Annotated in this window: 13 protein-coding genes and 1 other RNA gene; 11 read left to right on the forward strand and 3 right to left on the reverse strand. The window is 36.8% G+C overall.

From position 1 onward, the window contains the following. Positions 1–158 precede the first annotated feature (158 nt). Positions 159–1,034: a M48 family metallopeptidase gene (locus H6F45_RS03410; protein ID WP_190346453.1), complete on the forward strand. Its 876-nt coding sequence runs from the start codon at positions 159–161 to the stop codon at positions 1,032–1,034. Here the strand turns inward: H6F45_RS03410 and H6F45_RS03415 are convergent. Beyond that, positions 985–1,155 carry a hypothetical protein gene (locus tag H6F45_RS03415; RefSeq protein ID WP_190346454.1) on the reverse strand — a complete coding sequence of 57 codons (171 nt, stop codon included), beginning with the start codon at positions 1,153–1,155 and terminating at the stop codon, positions 985–987. The two genes, H6F45_RS03410 and H6F45_RS03415, sit on opposite strands and share 50 nt — an antisense overlap. A gap of 46 nt (positions 1,156–1,201) precedes the next feature. Between H6F45_RS03415 and H6F45_RS03420 the strand changes: the two genes are divergently transcribed. The 10 genes from H6F45_RS03420 (at position 1,202) to H6F45_RS03460 (ending at position 11,875) form a co-directional block, all read left to right on the forward strand. Continuing rightward, positions 1,202–1,828, forward strand: coding sequence for an alpha/beta hydrolase (locus H6F45_RS03420; RefSeq protein ID WP_190346455.1), 627 nt, complete (start codon positions 1,202–1,204; stop codon positions 1,826–1,828). A 159-nt stretch (positions 1,829–1,987) separates the two neighbouring features. Continuing rightward, the gene (locus H6F45_RS03425) at positions 1,988–2,200 is read left to right on the forward strand and encodes a DUF2555 domain-containing protein (protein ID WP_096564997.1); all 213 of its coding nucleotides are present in this window, start codon (positions 1,988–1,990) and stop codon (positions 2,198–2,200) included. Between the two features lie 253 nt (positions 2,201–2,453). Then, complete coding sequence (locus H6F45_RS03430; protein WP_190346456.1) at positions 2,454–3,581, forward strand: DUF262 domain-containing protein; 1,128 nt, start codon at positions 2,454–2,456, stop codon at positions 3,579–3,581. Further along, a complete protein-coding gene (locus H6F45_RS03435) occupies positions 3,575–4,672 on the forward strand; it encodes a DUF3696 domain-containing protein (RefSeq protein WP_190346457.1) in 1,098 nt (365 codons plus the stop codon). Before H6F45_RS03430 ends, H6F45_RS03435 begins: the two co-directional genes overlap by 7 nt. Before the next feature lie 16 nt (positions 4,673–4,688). Next, entirely contained in the window at positions 4,689–5,474 is a 786-nt protein-coding gene (locus tag H6F45_RS03440) for a hypothetical protein (RefSeq protein WP_190346458.1), read from the forward strand. Beyond that, positions 5,474–6,700: a bifunctional phosphopantothenoylcysteine decarboxylase/phosphopantothenate--cysteine ligase CoaBC gene (coaBC, locus tag H6F45_RS03445; protein WP_190346459.1), complete on the forward strand. Its 1,227-nt coding sequence runs from the start codon at positions 5,474–5,476 to the stop codon at positions 6,698–6,700. Before H6F45_RS03440 ends, coaBC begins: the two co-directional genes overlap by 1 nt. Continuing rightward, the gene (locus H6F45_RS26875; RefSeq protein ID WP_277876951.1) at positions 6,669–6,800 is read left to right on the forward strand and encodes a hypothetical protein; all 132 of its coding nucleotides are present in this window, start codon (positions 6,669–6,671) and stop codon (positions 6,798–6,800) included. Before coaBC ends, H6F45_RS26875 begins: the two co-directional genes overlap by 32 nt. A 257-nt stretch (positions 6,801–7,057) precedes the next feature. Further along, positions 7,058–7,447, forward strand: a transfer-messenger RNA (tmRNA) gene (gene ssrA / locus H6F45_RS03450). Between the two features lie 814 nt (positions 7,448–8,261). Further along, on the forward strand, positions 8,262–9,980 hold the full coding sequence (locus tag H6F45_RS03455) for a diflavin flavoprotein (RefSeq protein ID WP_137668904.1): 1,719 nt from the start codon (positions 8,262–8,264) through the stop codon (positions 9,978–9,980). 182 nt (positions 9,981–10,162) lie between these two features. Then, a complete protein-coding gene (locus H6F45_RS03460; RefSeq protein WP_096572529.1) occupies positions 10,163–11,875 on the forward strand; it encodes a diflavin flavoprotein in 1,713 nt (570 codons plus the stop codon). A 28-nt stretch (positions 11,876–11,903) separates the two neighbouring features. Here the strand turns inward: H6F45_RS03460 and H6F45_RS03465 are convergent, their stop codons facing one another. Both H6F45_RS03465 and H6F45_RS03470 read right to left on the reverse strand, forming a co-directional pair. Continuing rightward, positions 11,904–12,107: a proteinase inhibitor I4 serpin gene (locus H6F45_RS03465; protein WP_096564985.1), complete on the reverse strand. Its 204-nt coding sequence runs from the start codon at positions 12,105–12,107 to the stop codon at positions 11,904–11,906. A gap of 303 nt (positions 12,108–12,410) precedes the next feature. Continuing rightward, the coding region (locus H6F45_RS03470) for an RNA-guided endonuclease TnpB family protein (RefSeq protein WP_190346460.1) at positions 12,411–12,801 on the reverse strand (391 nt) is incomplete at its 5' end.

Genomic DNA, 12,801 nt, shown 5'->3' on the forward strand with positions numbered 1-12,801 from the left:
TCGTAGGGGCAAACCGCCGTGGTTACCCGTACTCCCAGGAGTGAGTTTGAGGCGATCGCCTGTACCCACAAGTATTGGGTTTTATCACGGGTCTGAAATCGCTATCCTAATCGCTATACTATCTGTGGGAATAATATTTTTTATTGATTGCCATCATTATGTCTTTAGTTAAAACTGCTCTAATTGGTTTAAAAGCTGACTCATTCCGTCATCCTCTAGACTTGGAAGCTACAAAAACTCTCAAGCAAATTCCTGGTATAGATATGATGGTCAGAAATTGGCTAGGTCCAATGGCAGAACAGGTTTTTTATGTAGAAAATATTGCTGCTAGTGTCTTGGTGGGTGAAAAACAATTACCGTATTTACACAATTTATTATTAGACGCTTGCAATATTTTAGATATTGAACCACCTCAACTATACGTGCGTCAACATCCCGCTCCTAATGCTTATACTTTTGCCATGCGGGGTAAACAGCCATTTGTGGTGTTGCATACTTCTTTAATTGATATGCTCACACCAGAAGAAATACAAGCGGTTATTGCCCATGAGTTAGGACATCTCAAATGCGATCATAGTGTTTATTTAACACCTGTGAACTTACTCATTTTAGCAGCTGCAATTTTACCTAATGTGGGTGCGGTTTTAGCTCAAACATTACAAGCACAGTTATTAGAATGGGTACGTTGTGCAGAGTTTACTTGCGATCGCGCTGCTTTGTTAGCTACCCAAAACCCCAAAGTTGTCATGTCTGTGTTAATGAAGTTAGCTGGTGGTTCTCCCACCTTAGCACCTCAATTAAATCTTGATGCTTTTGTTGCCCAAGCCCATGCTTATGATGACATCAGTAACACGGAACTGGGTGTAATGGTGAAAGAAGCCCGCACTGCCCAGTTAAGCCACCCAGTACCCGTATTGCGAGCCAGGGAAATTGATCGATGGGCAAGTAGTACGGAATACCATATACTTATGCAAAATCACGGTTTTAAAGGAGAAACTGAAACCGCACCCAAGGGAGGATGGAGAAATTGGTAAATATTGGGGACTGGGGACTGGGGACTGGGGACTGGGGACTGGGGACTGGGGACTGGGGACTGGGGACTGGGGACTGGTGACTGGGGACTGGGGACTGGGGACAGTTAAGAGTTTTTAGCAATTACCAATTACCAGCCCTAACTAAATAACTAACAACATAATTGATCATGATTTTAGATTTCATTAGAATTTCGCCAAAAACAAAGCAAAAACCAGCCGCCCTCATCGTCACGTTACACGGGTGGGGTGCAAATGCCCAAGATGTAGAATCTTTATCCTCTTATTTCAATTTACCTGATTGTGAATTTTTGTTTCCCAATGCCCCTTATCCCTATCCCTATTCCCCAGTTGGTAGGGCGTGGTATGACTTGCAGGAGGAAACTATGTATCAGGGATTAGAAGCAAGTCGTCAATTACTGATAGATTGGTTGCAGTCTTTAGAAAGCATGACAGGAGTGCCTTTGTCTCGCACCGTTTTGAGTGGGTTTTCTCAAGGTGGTGCCATGACGTTGGATGTAGGTTTAACTTTACCCTTGGCTGGTTTAGTTGTCATGAGTGGGTATCCACATCCTCAACTTGCTAACTTACAAAAAGGCAATTTTCCACCCACATTAATTATGCACGGCACACAGGATCAAGTTGTACCATTGTCAGCTGCTACCAAAGCTAAGGCAGTGGCAGAAGCATTAGGAGTGGTAGTCGAATATCATGAATTTGTGATGGGACATGAAATTAATTTAGAAATGCTGCAGGTATTGCGAAAATTTGTGATCAAGACAATTGCGGATGGTTAAGTTATCAATTTTTTACAATTGAGGAGAAAAATCAGCTAAATATTTACAAATTTCATGCCCACTAATTAGTAATATAGATTGGGTGGGATATTTTAGCTCATTTAGCTCAACTCCACCTACGGCTGAATGCGAGTGCTGCAAAAGGGAGGGGCAAGCATTATGACAACTCTAAGCGTTTCCAGAAAAGAAATTGCTGCTATGACAGCAACAGATGTAAAAGATTTGGCTACTCGTCTGGAATTGGATAATTATAGCAATGCTTTTGAGGGTTTAAATGATTGGCATTTACTGCGAGCGATCGCCTTTCAGCGTCCAGAATTAGTTGAGCCTTATATCTACCTATTAGATTTAGAACCCTACGACGAAGCATAGAGATTTTATCTAACAATTCAGAATTCTGTAAGGGTTTGGCCTTACTAAACCCTTATATAAATCATTTTATGCAAATAATCACTACATGATTCAAACAGATCCATACAAATAGATGCAATAATAATACAGGCTTATGCCAAGCGAGCCATGATATCAGTCAACACCTAAATGATTTGTGTAGATGAATTATTTGGTATCATTAGAGAATGATATACAGTTTTTTGTATCTAATTAATTAGGAACGGTTGTCATAATGATCACAAATAATCAACAGATGGAATTACTAGATCAAGAAAATGAATTAGATGACGATTCTAATTTTGAACAAGATGATGGTGATGAAAATTTAGAACCATTTGATCCTACTAAAATTAGGGTTAAAACTAAACCAATGACAATGGATGTACTACTAAGAAGAATCAAGCATGATGAAATTGATTTAGATACTGAATTTTACCGACAATCTGATATTTGGACACCTAAAGCCAAAAGTCGTTTAATTGAATCTCTGTTAATTCGGATTCCTATTCCCATATTTTATATAGATGCTACTAATGATGATAAGTGGTTAGTAATAGATGGTTTACAAAGAATTAATACATTTAAAAAATTTATTATTGATCAAGAACTTACATTAACTGAATTACAATTTCTTAAAGATTTAGAAAACAAGAAATATAATGATTTACCTCGTGCTTATCAAAGAAGAATAGAAGAAACAGAATTAACAGTATGTTTAATTGAACCTGGAACTCCTGATGAAGTAAAATATAATATTTTTCAAAGAATTAATACTGGTGGATTACCTCTTAATGGCCAGGAATTGCGCCAAGCAATGAATCCAGGTAAACCGATACAAATTCTGAAGAAATTAGCTAATTTACCAGAATTTAAAAGAGTAATAAATTTAACTAAAAAGAAAAATGAACGCCTCGAAGATCATGAACTTATACTATATTTTATTGCTTTTACTTTAACAAACTATCAAGATTATCCCGAAAATAAAGGTCACACTTATTTTTTAAATGAAGCAATGAAAAAATTAAATACAATAGAAGATAATTTAATCCAAGAAATAGAGAATAAGTTGATTATAGCTATGAAAGCAGCTTATAATATTTTTGGAAATAGGGCTTTTCGTAAATCTCAAAAGTCCCCAGTTAATAAATCTCTGTTTGAATTGTGGTCAGTTACTTTAAGCAAGTTAACTGCTCAAGAAATTGAAAAGTTAATCAATCATAAAGAAACTCTGAATGATAAATTTAAACAAAAAATGGAAAATGATCCTGATTTTTTGAAATCTATATCTCAAGCATCTAGTAAAGTTAAATATCGTTTTGAAAAAATTAATCAAATAGTTCAAGAGGTTTTATCATGCTAAGTTCTTTAACTTTAAAAAATTTTAAACCATTTGAAAATCAGTCTTTTTCTTTAAAGCCATTAACTCTACTGGCGGGTTTAAATAGCACTGGTAAATCGTCTGTATTGCAATCTCTATTACTGTTACGTCAATCCTATCAACAAGATTTATTAGATGATATAGGTCTGGCATTAAACGGTGATTTAGTATCTATAGGTACAGGAAAAGATGTACTTTTTAAACGAGCTAAAGAAGATTCAATCACATTTGAAGTTGGTATAAATAATAATATTCAAGGTACTTGGATTTTTGATTGTGATCGTCAATCAGATATAATGCAAATATCTCCATTGTCAGTTGCAGATGCAGCAATTTATAATTCAGGACTTTTTAATGATAACTTTCATTACTTAAAAGCAGAAAGAATCGCACCTAGAAATTATTTCCAAATGTCTGATTTTAAAGTTAGACAACATCAACAGATTGGAAGTCAAGGAGAATTTACTCCCCATTTCCTATCCATAAATGAATATAAAAAAATTCCCCATAGTCAACTATCGCATCCATTAGCACAGTCTGATATTTTAAAAAGTCAAGTTGAAGCCTGGTTAGGAGAAATTAGTCCTGGAACAAGAATTGATATAGAGCTACATTCAGCAATGGATTTAGTAAATTTACAATATTCCTATGAAGATAATAATTCCTATCGTTCAACTAATGTAGGGTTTGGAATTACCTATACTTTACCAATTATTGTCGCTATATTATCTGCTGCCTCAGATACATTGATTTTATTAGAAAATCCAGAAGCTCATCTTCATCCTAGAGGACAATCTAAGATGGGAGAATTAATTGCCTTAGCAGCAAGTTGTAGTATTCAAATAATATTAGAAACTCATAGCGATCATGTTCTCAATGGTATTCGTAAAGCAGTAAGACATAATAAACTTGAGGCTGATAAAGTGCAAATTAACTACTTTGAAAGATATTTAAAAAAAGGACAACCAACAACAGAAATTATTACTCCTCGAATTTATCCAGATGGAGGGATTGATAAATGGCCTGATGGTTTTTTCGATCAAGCTGAAAAAGATTTAATGGATTTACTATAAATGAGGTCTAATATAAATGCACTTTTTGATTAATGAGCTTTCTTTTATTGGACAAGCATCTAATAATTATGAAGCTGATGAATTAATGAAACATATTTTTCAAATTATTACAGAAATAAGTGTTATTCAAAATGGTGATCCGATTCAAACTCATAGTAGTTTTTCTTCTCAACAACTATCCTCTGAGTTAACTGTTAGTCAATGGATTTTTCAGAATAAAAATTCAAAAAATTCTGAACAACAAAAAATCGCTATGATTCTACTGAGACTTTTAAGTAAGGGACCCTTTATAGATGTACAGGATTTTTTCAATGATTGTAAATGTCACTATCAAAAACAAGATGTTTCTTCAAGTTCATTAGCTGGTGCTGTTAAACTTCCAGGAATATTAATTAGTTTACAAAATAACCCTGATTTTATTACAGAAAACATTGAAGTTAAATTTCAAGAAGGTACAAATGATTTAGAAAATAGAACTGTCAAGAATTTAACTCAAATTACCCAAGCTATCAAAATATGTCCTCGTTATAAACTTCATTCTAAACATGATCCTTCAGGATATTGGAAAAATGCTACACCTATGAATTTAAAAGATCAAGAAGCTCAAAAAGTGTTAAATAGTTCTGTATGTAATAGTAATGAAAATAGTGAAAAACGTTATGGATTTCATAAAGAAACAGATCAATTTTATGTGTTTCATTCAGACAATACCTTTGATGAACAAGGTTATCCAACCTATCATGGATTTCCAATTCCTGAAGATCAAGTCCCTAAAGAAGTATTAAATAAAATAAAGAGATAATGCCATCATTTATAAATCCCAAATCCAAAAAAGTTATTGTTGCTATATGCGGCGGTATTGCAGCTTATAAAGTTTGTGAATTGGTTTCTAGTTTGTTTAAATCTGGGGTAGAAGTGCGAGTAATTCTCACAAATTCCGCTCAAGAATTTATCAAACCTTTGACTTTTGCAACTTTATCCCGTCATCAAGCTTATACTGATGAGCATTTTTGGCAACCTGTTTATTCTCGACCCCTACATATCGAATTGGGAGAATGGGCGGATTTAATTGTGATTGCGCCTTTAACTGCTAATACTTTAGCTAAGTTAGCTTATGGGATGGCAGATAATTTATTAACAAATACTGTCTTGGCTTCTACTTGTCCCGTTTTATTAGCACCCGCTATGAATACGGATATGTGGGAACAGGTAGCAGTACAAAGAAATTGGCAGCAACTATTGACAGATAAAAGATTTTATGGTATGCAAACTGGTTCTGGGTTGTTAGCGTGCGATCGCATCGGTGCAGGAAGAATGGCCGAACCAGAAGAAATATTTGTTTATATTCAATCTTTATTGCATACCCAAGGAAAAAGAGATTTAAGCGGGAAGCGTGTTTTAATCAGTGCTGGGGGAACGAGAGAATATTTAGATCCGGTGCGGTTTATAGGCAATCCTTCCACGGGTAAAATGGGATTAGCATTAGCACAGGCAGCATTGCATAGAGGTGCAAAGGTAACATTAGTACATTGTCCAAGGAGTTGGGATGCACCTTTAGGAGTTAAAGCAATTTCCGTAGTGAGTGCGGATCAAATGCAGCAAGTAATGTTAGAACAGTTAGGAAATGCAGATATAATAGTCATGTCTGCGGCGGTTGCGGATGTGAAACCGAGAGATTATAGTTTAGAGAAATTACCTAAGCGATCGCTTCCCGAAAATTTACCCCTTACACCAGTACCCGATATAGTTGCTGAATTAGGGAAAATTAAACAACCCCAGCAATTATTAATCGGTTTTGCAGCACAAACCGGGGATATTATCACACCTGCGAAAGAGAAATTACAGAGAAAGAAATTAGATGCAATTGTAGCCAACCCTATTGATAAAATTGGCAGTGGTTTTGGGAGTGATCATAATCAAGCGGTATTTTTAGATAAAGAAGGAAGAGAAATAGAAATTCCCTCTTGTTCTAAGTTAGAAATGGCGCATTATTTGTTTGACTTTATTGTTTACAGCAGGAGGCAGTAGGGGCAAACCCCCTGTGGTTGCCCTCTTGAGGCAGGAGGCAGGAGGCAGGAGGCAGGAGTCAGTAGGCAGGAGGCAGAAGTTAGGAGGCAGGAGGCAGTAGGCAGGAGGCAGAAGTTAGGAGGCAGGAGGCAGGAGACAGGAAGCAGGAGGCAGAAGTTAGGAGGCAGGAGGCAGTAGGCAGGAGGCAGGAGGCAGAAGTTAGGAGGCAGGAGGCAGTAGGCAGGAGGCAGGAGGCAGGAAGCAGGGGGAAGTTAATAACCCAATGCCCAATAACCAATACCCAAAGACAAGAAAATTTTTTTGATCAACCCAACACAATTCCAAAACGGCATACTATAATAGAAATATAAAGCGCATGGGGCTTTAACGGTTTCGACAGGTTGGCGAAAGCTGCTCTGTGATTCAGGTCGAGAGTGAGTCTCCTCTCGCAAATCAAAGGCTCAAACAAAAAGTAAATGCGAACAATATCGTAAGCTTTGCTCGTAAGGAAGCCCTAGTTGCTGCCTAATAGCCTCTTATAGGTCCGAGCGTCTCTGGTTTGACTCCGTTAAGGACTAGAGACCTAACCCCAACGGATGCTCCAGTAAGCGTTCTCTGGTTGGCTTGCTGGCTAAGACTAAATCAGAGCATCCTACGTTCGGGACAATGAACGATTCCCGCCTTGAGGGTCAGAAAGGCTAAACCTGTGAATGAGCGGGGGGTAAATACCCAATTTGGACATGGGTTCAATTCCCATAAGCTCCACTTAAAATAATTAACAAGTCCACTTACATATCAAAATGTAAGTGGATTTTGTTTTTGAGGTTTAAGTAAGTGGGTGTTAAAAATTTTTTCTGTTTCTTGTAGGGGCGAAGCATTCGGGTGATAACCTATCGCTGAAACCAGTTCATATTCTGTCCGAATGCTTCGCCCTTACGATTAATGAATCGGTGTTCTAGTTAGGGGTTGCTGAGAAAGTCTTTCCGTGAGGGCATAGGAGTCAGGAGTCAGGAGTCAGGAGTCAGGAGGAGATTTGAAAATTTCTTTGCCATCTCTTGAAATCCCCAAAAATGCACACTTTTTCCGGTATACCCTTCAAAACCCTTGCACTAATTTCTGTGTTTATCAGCCTCTAACCTTTGATACATCAAGGTTTTAGGTTTATTCAGCAAACCCTAAGTAAGTGGGTGTTAAAAATTTTTTCTGTTTCTTGTAGGGGCGAAGCATTCGGGTGATAACCTATCGCTGAAACCAGTTCATATTCTGTCCGAATGCTTCGCCCTTACGATTTAATGAATCGGTGTTCTAGTTACTGTTTTCCTAAAATAAACTAACAGATACTCACAAAATTTTCCCTTAATATTGTAGGGGTTTAGCATTGCTAAACCCCTACATAATTCTGTTGATATTATGTTGATGGCTATAACTATAGTAGATTTTCGTGTCAAAAAATATGCTGAAAAATAGCATTGTTTGATACCACTTTAATTTTACAAAATATATTCTTAATTACAGCTTTAAAAAGATTTTAGGAAGAAAATGGTGGGGAGAAAAGAATATTATTTAGAATCGGATACAAATCATGGTAGCAATATCAGAGAAAGTTGAACCAAGGTTAACTATACAAACTGTAGAAATTGCTCCTAATACAACAGCGATACGCTCTCTTGATTGGGATCGGGATCGCTTTGATATTGAATTTGGATTGCAAAACGGTACAACCTATAATTCTTATTTAATTAGGGGTGAACAAACAGTTTTAATTGATACTTCTCATCAGAAGTTTCGTCAATTATATTTAGACACTCTCAAAGGTTTAGTTAATCCGAAAACAATTGATTATATAATTGTCAGTCATACAGAACCAGATCATAGTGGTTTGGTAGAAGATGTATTACAATTAGCACCAAGAGCAACTGTTTTAGCTTCTAAAGTAGCATTGCAATTTTTAGAAGGTTTGGTACATGATCCTTTTTCCAAAAGAATTGTTAAAAGTGGCGATCGCATAAATATTGGTCAAGGACATGAAATAGAATTTGTCAGTGCGCCAAATTTACACTGGCCTGATACAATTTTCAGTTTTGATCGCAAAACCCAAATTCTTTATACTTGTGATGCGTTTGGGATGCACTTTTGTGATCATCGCACCTTTGACGAAGATTTAGAAGCAATTGAAGCTGATTTTCGGTTTTATTATGATTGCTTAATGGGTCCCAATGCTCGTTCTTTATTGAATGCAATGAAGAGAATGGGTGAACTAGGTAACATTCAAATTATTGCCAATGGACACGGACCATTATTATATCATCACCTCGATGTTTTAACCGAATATTATCAAAATTGGAGTCAAAGACAAGCGAAAACAGAAACTACTGTTGGTTTGTTTTATGTTTCCGGTTATGGTTATAGTGAGCAATTAGCTCATGCAATTGGTGATGGTTTGCAAAAAGCTGGTGTGGGTTCAGAAGTAGTTGATTTACACACAGCAGATTTTCAAGAAATTCAAGAATTAGCAGGTAGAGCATCAGGTTTAATTATTGGAATGCCACCTACTTCTTCGATTGTAGCACAAGCTGGTATTAGTTCTTTATTAGCTGTAGCAAAAAATAAACAAGTTGTAGGTTTATTTGAATGCTATGGTGGTGATGATGAACCGATTGATACTCTACGTCGTAAATTTATTGACTTAGGAATTAAAGAAGCATTTCCCGCAATTCGTATTAAAGAAATCCCCAACGAAGCAACTTATCAAATTTGTACAGAAGCGGGTACAGATTTGGGACAAAAGGTGGTGCGAGAACGCAACATCAAACAAATCAAATCTCTCGACGTGAACATGGAAAAAGCGTTAGGGAGAATTAGCAGCGGATTATATATTGTTACTGCTAAAAAAGGTGAAATTAGCGGTGCAATGATGGCTTCTTGGGTAGCACAAGCTAGTTTTCAACCATTAGGATTTACCATTGCTGTTGCTAAAGATCGAGCGATTGATAACTTATTACAAATAGGCGATCGCTTTGTGATCAATGTGTTAGAAGAAGGTAATTATCAAGACCTGAAAAAACACTTCCTCAAACGTTTACTTCCTGGTGCGGATAGATTTGCAGGTGTGAAAACTCAAACTGCTAAAAACGGTTCACCAATTTTAACCGATGCACTTGCATACATGGAATGTGAAGTAGTCAGCAAAATTGAATGTAGCGATCATTGGATTTTATATTGCATTGTTGAAGATGGCAAAGTTTCCAAACCAGATGCGCTGACAGCAGTACGTCATCGCAAAGTAGGAAACTACTACTAATTGATAATTGATAATTGATAATTGATAATTAATTGTCAATTGTCAATTATCAATTACCTACACAGATATTTTCATGAGAATAATATTTGATAAATATTATGCCTTTTCCTGACTCTATTTCTAACGTTTTCACCTCAGCTAAAAATTGGGTTTCTCAAGTTTTTTATTCACAAGAAAAATCTATGACAGATTCCAAACCACGGGACGTACAAATTTTACCGATCGCCACCAATACCAAAGTTCTCAGAGCTAGGAGTTGGTCACGTCTAAGGTTTGAAGTTGAATATGCACTTTGTCGAGGAACTACCGCAAATTGCTATTTAATAGAAGCCGATAAAACTGCATTAATTGATCCTCCGGGAGAAGGATTTACTAATATTTATTTTGCAGCATTGCAGAATACAGTTAATTTGAGAAAGTTAGATTATGTGATTTTGGGTCATTTTAGCCCTAATCGTATACCAACTTTAAAAGCACTGTTAGAACTTGCACCGCAAATTACTTTTGTTTGTTCTATGGTTGGTGCAAATAATTTGCGTGCATCTTTCCCAGATCAAGATATTAAAGTTTTGATTATGCGGGGGAAAGAAACTTTAGATTTAGGTAAAGGTCATGTTTTGAAATTCTTACCTACTCCTAGTCCCCGTTGGCCAGAAGCACTTTGCACCTATGATCAACAAACCCAAATTCTCTATACTGATAAATTATTTGGGTCGCATATCTGTGGTGATGAAGTTTTTGATGATAATTCAGAAGCTTTTAAAGAAGATCAGCGTTATTACTTTAATTGTTTGATGGCTCCCCATGCAACTCATGTCGAAGCTGCATTAGAAAAAATTTCTGATTTGCAGGTGAGGATGTATGCAGTAGGTCATGGTCCATTGATTCGCACTGGGTTGATAGAATTAACTAAAGCTTATTCTGAATGGAGTCGCGCTCAAAAAGATCGGGAAATTTCCGTAGCGTTACTTTATGCTTCTGCTTATGGTAACACTGCCACTTTAGCACAGGCGATCGCTTGGGGATTAACTAAAGGTGGTGTTGCGGTAAAATCTATTAATTGCGAATTTGCATCCCCTGGAGAAATTCGTGGTACTGTAGAACAGGCAGATGCGTTTATTATTGGTACTCCTACCATCGGTGGTCATGCTCCCACACCCATACACACTGCTTTAGGTATTGTTTTAGCTATTGGTGATAATAGTAAATTAGCAGGTGTCTTTGGTTCTTACGGTTGGAGTGGAGAAGCTTTAGACTTGGTAGAAGGAAAACTGCGAGATGGGGGATATCGGTTTGGGTTTGACACTTTGAAAGTCAAGTTTAAACCCGATGAAGTCACCCTGAAAATGTGCGAAGAAATAGGTACAGACTTTGCACAAAGTTTGAAAAAAGCGAAAAAAATTCGTGTACCACAACAACCTGCAACCCCTGTAGAACAAGCAGTAGGAAGAATAGTTGGTTCTGTATGTGTAGTTGCAGCGAAACAAGGGGAAGTTTCCACAGCAATGCTGGGAACGTGGGTATCTCAAGCTACCTTTAATCCTCCAGGAATTACAGTGGCGATCGCCAAGGAAAGAGCCGTTGAATCATTGATGTATCCTGGTGGTAAGTTTGTCCTGAATGTTCTTCCAGATGGTGTTCATGTAGACTACATGAGACATTTCCGTAAAAATTTCGCCCCTGGAGAAGACAGGTTTGCTAATTTCCAAACGGTAGAAGCTGATAATGGTTGTGCAGTCCTGACTGATGCTGCTGCATATTTAGAATGTTCCGTTAACCAACGTCTAGAATGTGGTGATCATTGGGTAGTATATGCCACTGTAGATAATGGTAAATTACTCAAACCGGATACTGTAACTGCTGTTAATCATCGCAAAACCGGTACACATTATTAAAAGGAGTTAGGTAGCATCATAATTGATACTAATTATCTCCAGCTAAGAGAGATTCAGTGTTGCTTGGGGAAGATTTACTGATTAAATTTGTATTGTTATCTACTGCTGAATATCCCAATACACTCAGCATCACAATACTAGCTGCTGCTAAAACGTAGCGTCTACCCAAACTGACTCCGTAGCGCCTTTGTAAAAAATTTTCTTGCACAACATTAAATTTTTGTCGGTTCATCTACTACCTCATTTTTTGTTCTAGCTTTCTGTTTAGTTAGACGTTAATGATGTGTTAGATGTTCACTATCGCATAGAAAATACATAAATCCTTGCTGGTTACAGTTTTGGTAACGGATTTTTACGTTATGTTTTCATAACTTAATTTAAGAGTCAGGAGTTATTAATTTTGGATTTTGGATTTGGGATTTTAGATTTTGGATTATTTTTGTCAGATCCAATCTGCTATATAAAACCTAGACAAAACTAGACTTTACTTTCTACTTCAACGGGAGCATGGGAGCAGTTATCCCTCAGTAGACTTTCACGCCTTAGCCAGACGCGATAAATTAATTGCAGCGTTTAGATCCCTATCTATCTCAAAACCGCAGTTCTCGCAGCAATAAATTCTTTCGGATAAAGAAAGATTTTCTTTTTTATGCCCACAACGAGAACAGGTTTTGCTTGATGGATAAAATCTATCAGCAATTATAATTTCACAGCCAAATTTTTTAGCTTTATATTCTAGCTGACGCTTAAACTCATAAAATCCACAATCAGCTATTGCTTGAGCTAATTTATGATTTGACAACATCCCTGAAACATTTAAATCTTCTACTACTATCTTGGCGTGGTTTTTGCATAAGTAAGTAGTAAGTTTATGAAGAGTGTCTTGTCGCAGGTTTGCTATTCTTGCATGATGTCTAGCTAGTTTA

Origin of the sequence: Sphaerospermopsis sp. FACHB-1194, from assembly GCF_014696235.1 — a bacterium.
GTDB lineage: Bacteria > Cyanobacteriota > Cyanobacteriia > Cyanobacteriales > Nostocaceae > Sphaerospermopsis > Sphaerospermopsis kisseleviana.